Origin of the sequence: Flaviflagellibacter deserti (assembly GCF_042652085.1) — a bacterium.
Lineage (GTDB): Bacteria > Pseudomonadota > Alphaproteobacteria > Rhizobiales > Methylopilaceae > Flaviflagellibacter > Flaviflagellibacter deserti.
The window spans coordinates 79,515-94,257 of the sequence record NZ_JBHSJF010000001.1 but is presented as its reverse complement, the minus strand read 5'-3'; the positions used below and the strand labels follow the sequence as shown (position 1 = coordinate 94,257).

The window sequence follows — 14,743 nt, the reverse complement described above, 5'->3', positions numbered from 1 at the left end:
CCGATGCTCAACCTGTTGCTGCCAAGCCTGCTCGCGGCTGCCGCGGGCGGAAGCATCGTCTTCCAGCAGATCCTGAACAACAATCTCAGGACCGAACTCGATTCGGCGGCGTGGTCGGGCTTCGTCAGCTATCTCGTCGGCCTTCTTTGCATGGCCATCCTCGTTGTCGCGATGCGCGAGCCGATCCCCTCCGCCTCGACCATCGCCCGCATCCCTTGGTGGGCATGGAGCGGTGGCGCTTTCGGCGGCGCCTTCATCATCCTGGCGATCCTGCTCGTCCCGCAGCTCGGCGCCGCGACCTTCATCGCCCTCCTGATCGCCGGCCAGATGATCGCCTCGGTGGCCTTCGACCATTACGGCATCATGGGGCTGACCCAGCGCCCGGTAGACCTGCCGAAAATGATCGGCGTCGCGCTGTTGATCGGCGGCGTGGTGTTGATCAGGCGGTGATGAAGGGAAGGAGAACTCTCTCCCGCAAGGGAAGAGAGAAAACCTCACCCACCCCACGGCCCGACACTAAACGGCGGATTGTCCGCCAGCTCCTTGTACTTCTTGTCTTCCCAATAAAGCCGCACCCCGTCGAGCTTACGGGCCAGGTCGATCCGAAACTGGTGTATGTCGCGGTCATCGAATGGTTCAGCCTCGCTCGTCGTGCGGTCCGTCGGCTCAGGCCCGTCCCCCTTGAGTTGCACGATGATCCGAGCCAGCGACGCAAGCGCCCGCGTCACGTCCGGAGAGCTCGGCCGCGCTTCAAGCCTCGCGATCTCCCGCTCGACAAGTCTCCGCAGACGGCCGGTCAGATCACCGGCCGGAACCGGCGTCATCTCCGTCAACGGCTCCTCGTCCGTCTCATCGTCGACAAACCGGAACTTCGGCACAGGCGGAGATAGCGGCCGCGCCACTTCGAGCGGCGGCAATTCCTCGTTCCGGGTCCAGCCCCATTCTACGATCCGCCGCTGCACGAGGCTTTGCGAGACGCCGAGCATCGAGGCCACGTCATGCTGGGACGCACCGCACTCGTAGAGACGCTTCGCTCGTTTGAACCGTTTTGGGCAGATGACGACGGAGCGTGGACGAGGCATGCCGCCAATATACCGTTGGCCGGATCAATGTCAAGGAATATAATCATATTCCGCGAGCTGCAGCCTCCGCACGGCGCACCGGCGCGGTCAGACGCACTCTGCAATCGCACGTTCGAGGATATCCACCCCCAGATCGATTTCATCGTCGGAGACGGTCAGTGGCGGAGCGATGCGAAACACGCCCCCCATCCCGGGGAGTTGCACGATGTTCATGCTGAGGCCGAGTTCCATGCAACGCCGCGTGATCCTGTCCCCAAGCTCAGGGGCGGGTTGCTTGCTCCAGCGGTCGGCCACGATCTCCATCCCGAGGAGCAGGCCTCGGCCACGCACGTCGCCGATGCAGTCGAACCGCTGTTGCAGCGCCTCCAACCGGCCGCGCAGCATATTCCCGGCCTCCACGGCTCGGGCAACGAGACCATCGCGCTGGACGATTTCGAGAACTTTCAGACCGACCGCCGCTGGGAGCGGGTCCGAGACGTGGGTCGTATAGAACAGGAACTTGCGCTCATGGCAGCGCTCTTCGATGTCCGCCGTCGTGACGACGGCCGAAAGAGGAAGACCTGCGCCGAGGGTCTTGGACAAAGTGAGGATGTCAGGTGAGACACCATCCCGCTCGCAGGCAAACATGAGACCCGTGCGACCGACGCCGGTCTGCGCCTCATCGAGGATGAGAAGCATTCCCCGCTCCTCGCATTTCCGCTTCAGCGCGGCAAGGTAACCAGGCGGCAACTCGATGATGCCGCCAGAACTGAGGATCGGTTCGGCGAGGAAGGCGGCAAGATTACCCGTCGACTGCTGGTCCACCAGAGCGAAAGCGTAGTCGAGCTCGGCCTGCCAGTCGGCCGTGCCGTTTCGCTCGAAAGCCGGCCGATAGGCATTGGGGACCGGAATCGCAAAGGAACCGACGGTGGGAGGGCCGTAGCCCTTGCGGCCGGCGCTGTATGTCGCCGACGCGGCAGCGGCAGTCATGCCGTGCCATGACTGGGCGAAGCTCACGACCTCCCAGCCGCCGGTCGCAAGCTTGGCCATGCGCAATGCCGCCTCGTTCGCCTCGCCGCCCGTCGTGAGCAGCATGGAGCGTTCGAGACCCGCTGGCGCGAGGCGGGCCAGTTCCGATGCAAGGTCAACCACAGGCCGGCTCAGCATGCCGCTGAACAGATGATCCAGGTTCCCGACATGGTGTGCCACCACCTCGGAAATCTCGGGATTGCCGTGTCCCAGGATCGCACTCATCTGGCCGGAGGTGAAGTCGAGGATCGCCCGACCGTCAGCGTCATAGACGAAGCTGCCCTGCGCGCGTTCGATGATCAGCGGCTCGAATACGCCGCCATACCGGACGAGATGCTTGCGAGCTCTGGCCCAAAAGTCCGGATCGGCATTTTTGCTCATGACTGCCCCCGCTCCATCAGAAATCTCCGAGAGCGTAGAGAAGCCGCCGTCATCATGGTAGCTTATAGAACTGAACTAAGCTTTCAGAAAAAGTTATGGCTTCCTATCTCGACATCGACCTCCTCCGTTGCTTCTCGATCGTCGCCGAGACGGGAGCGCTCAGCCGCGCGGCGGAGCGGATCGGCCGTAGCCAGGCTGCGGTCAGCATGCAGATGAAACGCCTCGAAGACGTCGTCGGCCAACCGCTTCTCAATCGAACGGGACGCGGCGTCTTCATGACGGTTCACGGCGAGCGCCTTTTGACTCATGCGCGGCGCATCCTGCGCTCCCACGATGATGCCTTGGCGGAACTCTCAGGCCGAAACCTCAGCGGCACGCTGCGCTTCGGCTGTCCCGACGACTATGCCGATGCGTTCCTGCCGGCACTGCTGCGCAGCTTCGCGCAACTGCATCCGCAGGTGATGATAGAGGTCGTCTGCGCATCGACGCCTCGCTTGGTCGGTCAGTTGGATCGCAACGTCCTCGATCTCGCGCTGACTTCGGTTTCGCTCGATACCCCGCGCCCGGTGCTGCGCCGGGAAGACCTCGTCTGGGTGGGGCCGAAGAACGACGGCGGGGATTGGCCCGATCCTCTCCGATTGGCACTCGGCGATCCGGATACGCTCGATCATCGCGCTGCCGTAACCGCGCTCGATCAGGCCAAGCGCGGCTATCAGATCGCCTATTCGAGCGGTAGCCTGTCCGGGCTTCTTGCGGTGGTTCGATCCGGACAGGCCATCGCCGTGCTGACCAAGGCTGCCGTGCCGGTTGATCTCTGTATCCTTTCGAAGACTGCTGGACTGCCTGATCTGCCGAAGATCGGGCTGATCCTTCGAATGGACGAAAGACGCGCCTCACCGATAACACGGGCCTTCGAGGCTCATATCCGAACAGTGCTGCCGACTCTCTGACGGCCGATTCTGCAGCGCAGGACTGATGAGGGCTCGCGACAAGCGAACGTCCGCCTCTCGCCCACCCGCGCGTGCGACGCTTCGGCTGCTCCTGTATGGTCCGTGCGAAACGGGGGACGCCATGTCGATCAAGATCACCGCGTTGACGCATGACCTTTTGGTCAAGAAATCGTTCGTCCGGCTGGTTTGGGAGAACGATCCGAACCAGTCGCTTGGACTTGAAGTGCCGTTCGGCTGCGGCCTCGAGGAACTGTCCGGCGAGGCAGAAAGAGCCGTTCGCGCTCTTTCTGATGAACTTCGGACGATCGAGGTCCTGAAATAGGCAAAAAGGCGGGCGCCTCGCCTTCCATCAGCGGCGATGAATCAGGCCGCCAGTAGAGCCGGCTCCACCACCGTCGTGGTCACATGCGCGCCGGAGCGCGTGGCGTCGAGCGCGCATCGCAGCGCGGCCCGCATCGCGTCCTCCTTGGAGGAGTAGTCCGCCTCCACCTTGCCGTTCCGCAGAACCTGCCAGCCGGCCTTGCTCCGCTTGATGAGGATCTGCTCGCGCATCTTCGAGTCCTCCGCTGCGTCGAACGGAAGAATCGCCGATTTATGTGACAGGGATGTGGTTTCCCCTCTCCCGTTCCGGAAAGGACGCCGGGCTTTGAGCGAGGTGACGGGAGGCGGCGATGCGCAGCGCCGATTGCCCACCCTCACCCGGATCGCCCTCGGCGACTCGACCTCTCCCGCTTCGCAGGAGAGGGGCAAAAATTCAGCTCGCGCGGCGGGAGTGTCCCTGGATGCCGATATCGTCCATCGCCTGCTGGTCGCGGACGTTTTCGGCGTTGCGCTCGCGGGCCTGGTCGCGCTCGTCGAGCAATTCGACCTTCTTCAATTCTTCGAAAGCTTCCGCCAGTTCGGCCTGCGCGTCGGCAAGCTGGCCCTTCATGTTCTCGGCGGATTCGAGAAGGTTGTCGCGGCGCTGCGTGGCGGCGCGGGCATAGGTCGGATAGGCGAAATGCGTGGGATCGTTGATCCCCGCCCGGGTCTGTTCGGCGACGATCTCGCGGTCGAGCTCCGAAGCCATGCGCTGGAACTCGGCGATCATCGTTTCGATCTGCGTTACCTGCCGACGCTTTTCGTCGACCTGGAAGCGCTTCAGACGGATCAGTGTGTCACGCGATTTCATGGCCTACTCTTCACACAGGCCGGTTAGCATTCGGTTCACGAACGCCCTAAAATTTGAGCCAGCCTTTCATAAGCTTCGCTCAAGCTCGTTGCTTCTTCCTTACCTTGCGAAAGAAAAGCTTCGAGCGGCCCGTTCAGCGCGATCGCTTCGTCGACTTCCGGGCTCGATCCGGCCCTGTAAGCGCCGAGCCGGATCAGTTCCTCCATGTCCGAATAGGTCGCCATGCTCGCCCGCGCCTTCTTCACGAAGGGCAGATAATTCGGGTCGGCGGAGCGCGGCATGGTTCGCGATACCGATTTCAGCACGTTTATCGCTGGATAGCGGCCGCGCTCGGCGATCGAGCGCTCCATCACGATATGGCCGTCGAGAATGCCGCGCACCGCGTCGGCGACCGGCTCGTTGTGGTCGTCGCCGTCGACCAGCACTGTGAAGAGGCCGGTGATCGTGCCCTCGTTCTCGCCCGGGCCCGCGCGCTCCAAGAGCTTCGGCAGCTCCGAGAAAACGGTCGGCGTATAGCCCTTGGCGGTCGGTGGCTCGCCCGCCGACAGGCCGACCTCGCGCTGCGCCATGGCGAAACGGGTGATCGAATCGATCATGCAGAGGACGTCCTTGCCCTCGTCGCGGAAATATTCGGCGAGCGACAGCGTCAGATAGGCCGCCTGGCGGCGCATCAAAGCCGGCTCATCGGATGTTGCGACCACGACGATCGAGCGCTTCAGGCCCTCCTCGCCGAGATCGTCCTGCAGGAATTCCTGCACTTCGCGGCCGCGCTCGCCGACGAGGCCAATCACCGCCGCGTCGGCCTTCGTATATTTCGCCAGCATCGACAGAAGCACCGACTTGCCGACGCCGGAACCCGCGAAGATGCCCATGCGCTGGCCGCGGCACGTCGTCAGGAACGTATTGAGCGCCCGCACGCCGAGGTCGAGCGGCTGGCCGACGCGTTTACGTTTATGTGCGGACGGTGGCGATTCTCTGAAAGGGTAAAGAAGCGGGCCGTCTGGCAGCGGACCTTTTCCATCAATGGGACGGCCGAGCGCGTCGACCACGCGGCCGAGCCATTTCGGGCTCGGCTTGACCCCGGCATGGTCGCTGCCGACCAGCGCCCGGCAGCCGCGCCGGACGCCGTCGAGCGTTGCGAACGGCATCAGCAGTGCCCGGTCGCCGGCGAAGCCCACCACCTCGCAGGGGACTTCCCTCCCCTCGGCGACCTCGATGCCGATCCGCCCGCCGACCGCCATCATGCCGAGCGGTCCGGCCACCTCGACCAGCAGTCCGCGCACGGCCACGACCCGGCCGAAAACCTCCCGGTCGGGAATGTCGCGCGCTGCCTGGATCAGGCCCTTCATGATTTAACCAAGACCCAATTTCGATTCGTCTGTGGATGGTAACGGTTCATTTACGCCCGCCGTTAATGATTGTGCATCGGAATTAACCACGGAGATCCCCGGTCGCTTGCGCTGAACCTGTGAGTCCACAGAGTCACTTAGGACATTGAGTTGAAGTTTCGCTTTAACCATGATCTAGGCTGATATCTTTGTAGTTTCAGGTACTTAGCAAAATCGATGCGCTCGTATTCTTCACGCTTGCTCGTGCGAATCAAACTCTGTTAACCATTCGCCAGTAGCGTATGAATCGGAGTGGGGAGACCGGCCGCGGAAGCGGTGGAGGACAGACATGCGCGTGCTTCTTATTGAGGATGATAGCGCCACCGCGCAGAGCATCGAGCTGATGCTCAAGTCGGAGAGCTTCAACGTCTATACGACCGATCTCGGCGAAGAGGGTGTCGATCTCGGCAAGCTCTACGATTACGACATCATCCTGCTCGACCTGAACCTCCCCGACATGTCGGGTTACGAGGTTCTCCGGTCGCTTCGGGTGGCGAAGATCAAGACGCCGATCCTGATCCTCTCGGGTCTGGCTTCGATCGAGGACAAGGTTCGCGGTCTCGGCTTCGGAGCCGACGACTACATCACCAAGCCCTTCCACAAGGACGAGTTGGTGGCCCGCATCCACGCGATCGTCCGCCGCTCGAAGGGTCATGCCCAGTCGGTCATCAATACTGGCGACTTGGTCGTCAATCTGGACACCAAAACGGTCGAGGTCGGCGGCACGCGCGTCCACCTCACCGGTAAGGAATACCAGATGCTCGAACTCCTCAGTCTCCGCAAGGGCACGACGCTCACCAAGGAGATGTTCCTCAACCATCTCTATGGCGGCATGGACGAGCCGGAACTGAAGATCATCGACGTCTTCATCTGCAAGCTGCGCAAGAAGCTCGCCTCGGCGACCGACGGCAAGAACTACATCGAGACGGTGTGGGGCCGCGGCTACGTTCTCCGCGAACCTCCGGAAGACATGCGCGCCAGCGCCTGATCCGGCCGCGCACCCAATAAAAAAGCCCCGCTTCGGCGGGGCTTTTTTCGTTTCTGGCGGGCCATTGCCCCACCGAGAATTCAGCGGGCGTTGGCGGCGTAGCGCAGAGGCATGGTCGTTGCGCCAGCTTCGGCAATCGAGCGTACGTACAGACCGCGCTTGTCCGGTACAGCCTTGAAGCGATCGCAGAGCCCGACCACGGTTTCGGCCGCGCCGAGCACCAGGAAACCGTCGGGCGCCGTGCAGGTGGCCATGCGGTTCAGGATGTCCGTCTTGGTCGTCTCATCGAAGTAGATGAGGACATTGCGGCAGAACACGATGTCGAACGGACCGAGCGGCGAGAAATCGCGCAGCAGGTTGATCGGACGGAACGTCACCTTCTGGCGGATCTCCGGTGCGATGTGCCAGTACTCGCCCTTCTGCTCGAAATATTTCAGCAGGAACTGGATCGGCAAACCGCGCTGCACCTCGAATTGGGTGAAGCGGCCGGCCTTGGCCTTCTCCAGAACCTCGCTCGAAATGTCTGTCGCGATGATCTCGAAATTCCAGCCAGGGAACCTTGCCGCCTGCTCGGACAGGATCATCGCCAGCGAATAAGGCTCCTGCCCCGTCGAGCACGCGGCGCACCAGATGCGGACCCGGCGGTTCATCGCCCGGGCCTTCTGCATGTGCGGCAGCATCGTTTCAGTGAAGAGGTCGAAGGGGAGCTTGTCGCGGAAGAAGAAAGTCTCGTTGGTCGTCATCGCCTCGACGACGTCTTGTTCGAGCAATTGCATGCCGCCTAGGCGGACCTTGTTGATTAGCTCGGAGAGCGTCGACAGGCCGTGCTTCTTTGCGACAGGCACGAGGCGGCTCTCGATCAGGTAGGACTTGTCGCCGACGAGAACGAGGCCGGAGCGTTCCTTCAGGAAGCGGTTGAGGATATCGACTTCTGTCGGCGTCATGCCTGGGCTCCCGTCACGATGCGCACGATCTGCGGTCCGATCTCGTCGAGCGGCAGGATCGCCGAACAGGCGCCGAGGTGCGCCGTCGCTCCGGGCATGCCCCAAACCACGCTGGTTTCCTCATTCTGTGCGACCACCGCTCCGCCGGCGTCGGCGATTTGCAAGGCTCCACGCGCGCCATCGGCGCCCATTCCGGTCAGAACGACGGCAAGCAGGTTAGGCCCGTAAACTTGCAGCGCGCTGTTGAACATCGGATCGACGGCGGGCTTGCAGAAGTTCACGGGCGGCTCGTCCGTGATCTTGATCACGGGGCCGGCCGGCGAATTGGCGATCTTCATGTGGAAACCGCCGGGCGCGACATAGATCCTGCCGACCTTGATCAATTCGCCGTCCGTCGGCTCATGGCACGGCGCTTCGGCGGCGCGGCCGAGATGTTCGGCGAGAATGGTCGTGAATGACGGCGGCATGTGCTGCGTGATCAGCACCGGCACGCGCGGAATAACCTTCTTTATCGCCGTGACGACGACGGCGAGCGCCTGCGGTCCACCGGTCGACGACCCGATCACGAGCGCCTTCGGAACGATGCGTGGCATGCGGCGGATCTGAACGGGGTCGTTCATCCGCTTCGAGATGTTGACTTCCGTGGGAGCCGCCGCCGTCGTACGCGGCGCTGCGATCGGAGCTTTGGCAAGCGGGGGAGCGGCGACGGGCGGCGTCGCCGAGCGAAGCGAGGTCGCCGGGCGAAGCTCGGACCTGACCGGGGTGAACGTTCCGCCGCGCCGGGCGGCCTGGTTGGCGAGACGCTTCGCGGCTCTCGTGCCAAGGGCACGAACACGCTCGACGAGGTTATGACGGAAGGCTTCGGAGCCGCCGGAGAGATCGCTGGTCGATTGCGGCTTGGCCAGGCAGTCCATCGCTCCGAGCGCCAGGCAGCGCATCGACAGCTCGGCGTTCCGCATGGTCAGGCTGGAGGCGATGATGACGGCGACATGCGGGCGTTTGTCGAGGATCAGGGGCAGCGCGGTAACGCCGTCCATATCCGGCATCTCGATGTCGAGAATGACGACATCCGGCAAGGAGCGCTCGAGATCCTCGAGCGCATTCTTGGCAGAGCGATGGGTCGCTACGACCTCGAAATCGCTCTCTTCCTGCAGCCAGCGAGAGACGATGCCGCGCACAACGAGCGAGTCATCGACGATCATCACCCGGATCGGGTGGGCGGAGTCCGTAACTTTGGCGAACGCGGCACTGGGCATGCGACTCGGACTCACGACACAAGGAAGGAAATGGCGATCTCAGATGAGACCGACCTCGTGGAATTTCGCCTCGACGATGTCCTTGTCGAACGGCTTCATGATGTATTCGTTCGCGCCGGCGCGGAGCGCCTTTGCGATATGGGCGACGTCGTTCTCGGTGGTGCAGAACACCACTTTCGGCACGTCTCCGCCCGGCATGGCGCGCAGCTCGCGAAGGAACTCGTAACCGTCCATCACCGGCATGTTCCAATCGAGCAGGATCGCGTCGGGCATTTCCTGCTGGACGAGTTCGACCGCCTGATGGCCGTCCTCGGCTTCGGTGATGCGGAAGTCGAACTTTTCGAGAATCCGGCGCGCGACCTTCCGGATCACACTGGAATCATCAACCACCAAGCACGTCTTCATCACGGCCTTCCTTCTTCGCTGACGGGCAATTAAGCGGCGATCGCTTCGCGGCCCTGGGCGAGAGTTTGCTCGACGTCCAAGATAACCAGAAGTTGTCCTTCCAAACGGTGAACGCCTTCCGAGATTGTCGCCCAGCGCGGGTCGAGGTTTGCCGGCTTGGGCTCGCGCCCCGCGACCGGCAGCTTCATCACTTCACCGACAGCGTCGATCAGCAGGCCATAGGCCTCGCCGGCATAGTCGATGCCGACGGCCATCGGAGGCTTGTCGGAATGCTTCGGCGGCAGGCCGAGGCGGATGCGCATGTCGATCGCAGTGACGATGCGGCCACGCAGGTTCAGCACGCCCGCAACTTCCTGCGGCGCGAGGGGCACCCGGGTCAGCTGGTCCGGAGAAAAGACGTCCTGGACACGATGGATCGGCAGGCCGAACAGCTGTTCGCCGATCTCGACCGTGACGTATTCGATGAATTCGTCTTCCTTGGAGCCAACGGTACTCATGCGGCCTCCTGCGTCTTGGTTTCCTTGAGGGCCGCGATCAGACCCGGCCGGTCAAACTTGGCGATGTAATCGTCGAAGCCCGCCTGACGGCCGCGTTCGATCGCGGATGGCGAGGACAGCGACGACAGGGCGATGATCGGCACCTTGCTGTGGTTTTCGTCCGCCCTCACCGCCTCGGCGAGGTCGAAGCCGCTCATTTCCGGCATCTCGATGTCGGAGACCACGAGGTCGAACTTGCGGCCTGCCTTCAGCATCGCGAGCGCGTCCTCACCGCTGGCGGCGGTCGTGACGTCATAGCCCGCGGCGCGGAGCACCGGCGTCAGCATGTTGCGGAAGAAGGCGCTGTCGTCGACGAAGAGCAGGTGGCGCGTCGCCGGCTCGGAGCCCATCTCCTTGCGGAACAGCCAGTCCTCGAAGGCGAGCGGCAGGTAGTGCGCGACGTCGATGATCTCGGTCGCATTGCCCTTGACCACGGCGGAACCGAGGATACCCGGCCGGCTCGACGCGACCTGGATGTCGAGGCGGTCCTCGACGATGTCGACGATCTCGTCGACAACGAGTGCCATCGAGCGCTGGTCGTCAGCGAAGACCAGAAGCGGCTGGCTGCCTTCGGAGCGGATCTGCGTTTCGTCGCTGACCGGGATCAGCGGCATCAGGTTGCCGCGATACTGGACGAGGTGACGGCCGTTCGAGACCTCGATCTTCGACACGTCGACCTCTTCGAGGCGGGTGACGAGCGAGAGCGGGACCGCCTTGAGCTCGGGATTGCCGGAGCGGAAAACCAGCATCGACAGCGTTTGGCTCGACGTCGACAGGATCTGTTCGACCGGATCCTGCGCGGCGAAGGCCGGGCTCGTCGCTTCGCTGCCGACCGCCGAGGCGATGCCGTTCGGGTCGATGATCATGATCACCGAGCCGTCGCCCAGAATGGTCGTGCCCGAGAACATGGTGATGTGGCGGAGCCGCGAAGCCATCGGCTTCACGACGATTTCCTCGGTATGGAAGACGCCGTCGACCACGATGCCGAACGTGCGCGAGCCGACCTGGCTGACGACAATGAAGCCGGAGTTCTCGTCCGGCGTCGTGCCGTCCTCGATCTTCAGCATCTTGCGAAGGTGGATCAGCGGCAGAAGCTTGTTGCGAAGGCGAAGGACCGGGGTGTCCTTGATGTGCTCGATCTTGTGCTCGGACTGGGCATTGGCACGGACGAGTTCGACCACCGCCATCTGCGGGATCGCGAAGCGGTTGCCCGCGACCTCGACGATCAGCGCCGGGACGATCGCCAGCGTCAGCGGGATCTTGATGGTGAAGGTCGTGCCCTCGCCGGCGACCGACTTCAGGTCGATCGTGCCGCCGATCAGGTCGATGTTCGTCTTCACGACGTCCATGCCGACGCCACGGCCGGACACACTGGTGACCGCGGCGGCGGTCGAGAAGCCCGGATGGAAGATGAACTTGTGGACTTGGGCCTCGCTCATCTTGTCGAGCTCGGCTTCGGTCGCCAGGCCGTTTTCGAGGGCCTTTCTCTTGATGCGGTCGGTGTTCAGGCCGCGACCGTCATCGGCGATCTCGATGATGATGTGACCGCCTTCGTGGAAGGCCGACAGGCGGATCGTGCCCTTGTCGGGCTTGCCCGCCATCTTGCGGTCTTCGGTGCTCTCAAGGCCGTGGTCGGCCGAGTTGCGCACCATGTGCGTCAGCGGATCCTTGATGATGTCGAGAATCTGGCGGTCGAGTTCGGTCTCGGCGCCATGCATGTCGAGTTCGATCTTCTTGCCGAGTTCCTGGCTGAGATCGCGGATGACGCGCGGCAGCTTCTGCCAGGCGTTGCCGATCGGCTGCATGCGCGTCTTCATCACGCCTTCCTGCAGCTCGGCCGTCACGTTGGACAGCCGCTGCAGCGGCATCTTGAATTCGGACTCTTCGTGGTGACGGACGATCTCGAGGAGCTGGTTGCGGGTCAGCACCAGTTCCGAGACCATGGTCATTAGATGTTCGAGCGTGTCGACGCCGACGCGGATCGACTGCGAGGCGATCGAGCCCTCGCTCTTCGAGCCGTCATCGTCGTTCGCGGCTGCCGGAGCAGCTGGCTTCTTGGCGGCAGGAGCGGGCTTCGCCTCGGCCTTCGGCTGCTCGACCTTCTTCTCCAGGACAACGGCGACCTGAGCCGGAGCGGGCGGCGCGGAAAGATCCGGGCCGGGCGTCTCGCGGAATGCCTTTTCGAGCTCCTCTTCGGAGACTTCGCCCGGACGCAGCTCGCGTTCCGGTTCCTTGGCGGTCGGCTTGGCCGGTTTGCTCATATCCGGACCAGGCGTCTCACGGAACGCCTTTTCGAGTTCTTCTTCGGAGACCTCGCCCGGACGCAACTCGCGTTCGGGGGTCGCTACCGTTAGTACTGGCTCGGGCGGAGCCTCAGCGACGGGCGCCTTGCCGGCGGCTTCCGACATCGCCTCGAGCTGGGAAATGATGTCCCGGTCTTCGCCTTCGGGCTCGGCTTCGGTGCGCTCGAGCTCGCCGAGGATTTCCTTGATGCGGTCGATCGAGGCCAGGATCAGCGTCACCGCTTGTGTGTTGACCCGGGCGCCGTCCCGGAACTTGCCCATCAGCGTTTCGGCGGCGTGGGCGATCGCCTCAAGGCGGGGGAGGCCGAGGAAGCCGCAGGTGCCTTTGATCGTGTGGACCAGGCGGAAGATGTTATCGAGGATCTTCGCGTTGTTTGGATCCTGCTCGAACTTGACGAGTTCGATGTCGATGACGTCCAGAGACTCGCTGGTTTCCGTCAGAAATTCGCGAAGCAGATCGTCCATAAAGACCCCCGAGGCACGAAGTGGTCGTGCAATTCCCTTGGGTCGAATTGGTAAACGGCAAAGGGTTACCGCCGGGTTGAGGGGCGGAACAAAGCAATCAGGTTCCGAACAGCTTATGGGCTAAGTCGCTTTATGGTTAATGCTCGGTTAAGCAGCTGCCGGAGCTGCTGACGGCGAGGCGATGATAGTCACCGAGCCCTCGTCTACCGACATCTCGACATCCATGTTTGATGCCCGGGCAACGAGGCCTGTATAGAACGGCTGGATCACGTGCGCGTCGATGCGGTCCTCATGCGGCTGGCCGCTGATCAGATCCTGAACGCCCGCGGGAACGCGCGCCATCTGGCCGGTCGTGACGATGCGGATCAGAGTGTCCGGCTCGTTTCCCTCGACGGACACCTTCATCAGGCCACCGCGCGGGATCGTCGTATGCGCGATGACGACCAGGTTCAGCAGCAGCTTCACCTTGTTCTTCGGCAGGAGGACACGGGGTGCGCTCCACTCCAGTTCAGCTTTGCTGTCCTTGATGAATCCATGAGCCACCTGCTCCGCATCGGCGACGTCGATCATCGCACCAGCGGAGCCGGCGGCACCGAACGCCAGACGGGCGAATTGAAGCCTGGCTGAGGCTTGTTGGGCGCTCTTTCGGACGAGGTCGATGGCGAATTCCCGCATCTGCGGGTCCTTCTCCTCCTCCAGCACTTCAAGCCCGTTGACGATCGCGCCGACCGGGCTGATGACGTCGTGGCACAAACGGCTGGAAATCAGCGCGGCGAGATCCAGGGCGTCGAGTTCGACCGGCTCTGTCATTGTGGCCTCCAAGCGAGCGGCGGCATCCGGCCGACCGAGCGTCCAAGGCGTGATACACAATCGCAGAGATTCGCCTCAAGCGCCCTTCGCAGGTAAACGCTCCAGCTTCACACAAGGCTTCGGAGATCAGATTGTCGTCTTTGTCCGGCGGAACCAAAGAGCTCGTTTCGCTCGCCATCCCGTTAACCGAACTCGCCGCCGAAGCCGGCCGCCTCATACTCAGCCTGTCGAAGACCGGGTTCGAGGTCCGCTCGAAGGCGGACGCCTCACCTGTCACCAATGCAGACGTGCAGGCCGAGGAAATGTTGATGCGCGGGCTCGGCCTCATCCTGCCCGGCGTTCCGGTCCTGGCCGAGGAAAGCGCCTCGTGCGGCCAATATGCCGAAACCAGCGGAACCTTCCTTGTCATCGATCCCCTCGACGGAACCCGCGAATATGTCGCCGGCCGCCCCGAATACACGGTGAATATCGGCCTCGTCATCGCGGGACGCCCGGCGCTCGGCATTCTCGCGGTCCCCGCTCTCGGCAGGTTCTATCGGGGCGTGCCCGGCGGTGGCGCGCAGCGAGCGCTTGCCGAACCCGGCACTCTTCCCGACAAGCACGGCTTCACGCCGATCGCGACCCGTGCCCAGCCCGCCTTGCCCGTCGCCCTGACAAGTCGCGGGTATAACGATCCGATGACCGAGGCCTTCCTCGACATGATGGCGATCGAGAAACGAGAGCGCCTCGGCTCGGCCTACAAATTCGGTCTCGTCGCGGAGGGATCGGCCGATCTTTACGTCCGTTTCGGTCCGACCATGGAATGGGATACCGCCGCGGGAGAGGCGCTGGTCGTTGCCGCGGGCGGCTCGGTCCTGACGCCGGAGGGCGAGCTCCTCGGCTACGGCAAGGTCGAGCAGGACTTTCGCAACGGCCCGTTCGTCGTGTGGGGCCAGCCGCCCCGTTGATGGCGGGAAAGACGGCCTTTGCTCGGTCACAGTTTCGTTCAAAAGTCGGTGCATTCGCGCTCCGCGAATCACTTGCGCACTTCAACCACTCGCCGGGGATCTGAGTGAG

At 63.1% G+C, this 14,743-nt stretch carries 16 protein-coding genes; 5 read left to right on the top strand and 11 right to left on the bottom strand.

Going from position 1 to position 14,743, the window contains the following annotated elements; translation table 11 throughout:
• Window positions 1-3: 3 nt before the first annotated feature.
• Window positions 4-450: a DMT family transporter gene (locus ACFPFW_RS00510; RefSeq protein ID WP_114955280.1), complete on the top strand. Its 447-nt coding sequence runs from the start codon at window positions 4-6 to the stop codon at window positions 448-450.
• Between the two features lie 44 nt (window positions 451-494).
• Here the strand turns inward: ACFPFW_RS00510 and ACFPFW_RS00505 are convergent, their stop codons facing one another.
• A complete protein-coding gene (locus tag ACFPFW_RS00505; RefSeq protein WP_162799553.1) occupies window positions 495-1,082 on the bottom strand; it encodes a hypothetical protein in 588 nt (195 codons plus the stop codon).
• An 87-nt stretch (window positions 1,083-1,169) separates the two neighbouring features.
• Entirely contained in the window at window positions 1,170-2,471 is a 1,302-nt protein-coding gene (locus tag ACFPFW_RS00500) for an aspartate aminotransferase family protein (protein ID WP_114955278.1), read from the bottom strand.
• Between the two features lie 95 nt (window positions 2,472-2,566).
• Here ACFPFW_RS00500 and ACFPFW_RS00495 point away from each other — a divergent pair, with 95 nt between their 5' ends.
• Both ACFPFW_RS00495 and ACFPFW_RS00490 read left to right on the top strand, forming a co-directional pair.
• Window positions 2,567-3,421, top strand: a complete 855-nt coding sequence (locus tag ACFPFW_RS00495) for a LysR family transcriptional regulator (RefSeq protein WP_114955277.1) — start codon at window positions 2,567-2,569, stop codon at window positions 3,419-3,421.
• A gap of 121 nt (window positions 3,422-3,542) precedes the next feature.
• Window positions 3,543-3,743 (top strand): hypothetical protein, encoded by a 201-nt coding sequence (locus tag ACFPFW_RS00490; protein ID WP_114955276.1) that lies wholly within the window; start codon window positions 3,543-3,545, stop codon window positions 3,741-3,743.
• Between the two features lie 41 nt (window positions 3,744-3,784).
• On the opposite strand, the gene ACFPFW_RS00485 is transcribed toward ACFPFW_RS00490, so the two are convergent.
• The 3 genes from ACFPFW_RS00485 to fliI form a co-directional block, all read right to left on the bottom strand.
• Window positions 3,785-3,973, bottom strand: a complete 189-nt coding sequence (locus ACFPFW_RS00485) for a hypothetical protein (RefSeq protein WP_114955275.1) — start codon at window positions 3,971-3,973, stop codon at window positions 3,785-3,787.
• Between the two features lie 202 nt (window positions 3,974-4,175).
• Window positions 4,176-4,592: a flagellar export protein FliJ gene (gene fliJ, locus ACFPFW_RS00480; RefSeq protein WP_114955274.1), complete on the bottom strand. Its 417-nt coding sequence runs from the start codon at window positions 4,590-4,592 to the stop codon at window positions 4,176-4,178.
• A gap of 35 nt (window positions 4,593-4,627) precedes the next feature.
• Entirely contained in the window at window positions 4,628-5,941 is a 1,314-nt protein-coding gene (fliI, locus tag ACFPFW_RS00475; protein ID WP_114955273.1) for a flagellar protein export ATPase FliI, read from the bottom strand.
• A 328-nt stretch (window positions 5,942-6,269) separates the two neighbouring features.
• On the opposite strand from fliI, the gene ctrA reads away from it, so the two are divergent.
• Entirely contained in the window at window positions 6,270-6,968 is a 699-nt protein-coding gene (ctrA, locus tag ACFPFW_RS00470; protein ID WP_114955272.1) for a response regulator transcription factor CtrA, read from the top strand.
• 80 nt (window positions 6,969-7,048) lie between these two features.
• On the opposite strand, the gene ACFPFW_RS00465 is transcribed toward ctrA, so the two are convergent.
• From ACFPFW_RS00465 to chpT, 6 genes are all read right to left on the bottom strand, one after another.
• Window positions 7,049-7,912, bottom strand: coding sequence for a CheR family methyltransferase (locus ACFPFW_RS00465; protein WP_114955271.1), 864 nt, complete (start codon window positions 7,910-7,912; stop codon window positions 7,049-7,051).
• On the bottom strand, window positions 7,909-9,168 hold the full coding sequence (locus tag ACFPFW_RS00460) for a protein-glutamate methylesterase/protein-glutamine glutaminase (protein WP_379768950.1): 1,260 nt from the start codon (window positions 9,166-9,168) through the stop codon (window positions 7,909-7,911). The genes ACFPFW_RS00465 and ACFPFW_RS00460 overlap by 4 nt, the downstream gene beginning before the upstream one ends.
• Before the next feature lie 39 nt (window positions 9,169-9,207).
• Entirely contained in the window at window positions 9,208-9,573 is a 366-nt protein-coding gene (locus tag ACFPFW_RS00455) for a response regulator (RefSeq protein WP_114955269.1), read from the bottom strand.
• A gap of 29 nt (window positions 9,574-9,602) precedes the next feature.
• Complete coding sequence (locus ACFPFW_RS00450; protein ID WP_114955268.1) at window positions 9,603-10,070, bottom strand: chemotaxis protein CheW; 468 nt, start codon at window positions 10,068-10,070, stop codon at window positions 9,603-9,605.
• Window positions 10,067-12,877, bottom strand: coding sequence for a hybrid sensor histidine kinase/response regulator (locus ACFPFW_RS00445; protein ID WP_114955267.1), 2,811 nt, complete (start codon window positions 12,875-12,877; stop codon window positions 10,067-10,069). The genes ACFPFW_RS00450 and ACFPFW_RS00445 overlap by 4 nt, the downstream gene beginning before the upstream one ends.
• 147 nt (window positions 12,878-13,024) lie before the next feature.
• Entirely contained in the window at window positions 13,025-13,687 is a 663-nt protein-coding gene (chpT, locus tag ACFPFW_RS00440) for a histidine phosphotransferase ChpT (RefSeq protein ID WP_114955266.1), read from the bottom strand.
• Window positions 13,688-13,818: 131 nt separating this feature from the next.
• On the opposite strand from chpT, the gene ACFPFW_RS00435 reads away from it, so the two are divergent.
• Window positions 13,819-14,634 carry a 3'(2'),5'-bisphosphate nucleotidase CysQ family protein gene (locus ACFPFW_RS00435; protein WP_379768944.1) on the top strand — a complete coding sequence of 272 codons (816 nt, stop codon included), beginning with the start codon at window positions 13,819-13,821 and terminating at the stop codon, window positions 14,632-14,634.
• Window positions 14,635-14,743 lie beyond the last annotated feature (109 nt).

What these genes read in the sequence shown, in the direction of transcription:
- ACFPFW_RS00510 (WP_114955280.1), top strand. Translation starts at nt 4, where the DNA reads ATGCTCAACCTGTTGCTGCCAAGCCTGCTCGCGGCTGCCGCGGGCGGA.
- ACFPFW_RS00505 (WP_162799553.1), bottom strand. Translation starts at nt 1,082, where the DNA reads ATGCCTCGTCCACGCTCCGTCGTCATCTGCCCAAAACGGTTCAAACGA.
- ACFPFW_RS00500 (WP_114955278.1), bottom strand. Translation starts at nt 2,471, where the DNA reads ATGAGCAAAAATGCCGATCCGGACTTTTGGGCCAGAGCTCGCAAGCAT.
- ACFPFW_RS00495 (WP_114955277.1), top strand. Translation starts at nt 2,567, where the DNA reads ATGGCTTCCTATCTCGACATCGACCTCCTCCGTTGCTTCTCGATCGTC.
- ACFPFW_RS00490 (WP_114955276.1), top strand. Translation starts at nt 3,543, where the DNA reads ATGTCGATCAAGATCACCGCGTTGACGCATGACCTTTTGGTCAAGAAA.
- ACFPFW_RS00485 (WP_114955275.1), bottom strand. Translation starts at nt 3,973, where the DNA reads ATGCGCGAGCAGATCCTCATCAAGCGGAGCAAGGCCGGCTGGCAGGTT.
- fliJ (WP_114955274.1), bottom strand. Translation starts at nt 4,592, where the DNA reads ATGAAATCGCGTGACACACTGATCCGTCTGAAGCGCTTCCAGGTCGAC.
- fliI (WP_114955273.1), bottom strand. Translation starts at nt 5,941, where the DNA reads ATGAAGGGCCTGATCCAGGCAGCGCGCGACATTCCCGACCGGGAGGTT.
- ctrA (WP_114955272.1), top strand. Translation starts at nt 6,270, where the DNA reads ATGCGCGTGCTTCTTATTGAGGATGATAGCGCCACCGCGCAGAGCATC.
- ACFPFW_RS00465 (WP_114955271.1), bottom strand. Translation starts at nt 7,912, where the DNA reads ATGACGCCGACAGAAGTCGATATCCTCAACCGCTTCCTGAAGGAACGC.
- ACFPFW_RS00460 (WP_379768950.1), bottom strand. Translation starts at nt 9,168, where the DNA reads ATGCCCAGTGCCGCGTTCGCCAAAGTTACGGACTCCGCCCACCCGATC.
- ACFPFW_RS00455 (WP_114955269.1), bottom strand. Translation starts at nt 9,573, where the DNA reads ATGAAGACGTGCTTGGTGGTTGATGATTCCAGTGTGATCCGGAAGGTC.
- ACFPFW_RS00450 (WP_114955268.1), bottom strand. Translation starts at nt 10,070, where the DNA reads ATGAGTACCGTTGGCTCCAAGGAAGACGAATTCATCGAATACGTCACG.
- ACFPFW_RS00445 (WP_114955267.1), bottom strand. Translation starts at nt 12,877, where the DNA reads ATGGACGATCTGCTTCGCGAATTTCTGACGGAAACCAGCGAGTCTCTG.
- chpT (WP_114955266.1), bottom strand. Translation starts at nt 13,687, where the DNA reads ATGACAGAGCCGGTCGAACTCGACGCCCTGGATCTCGCCGCGCTGATT.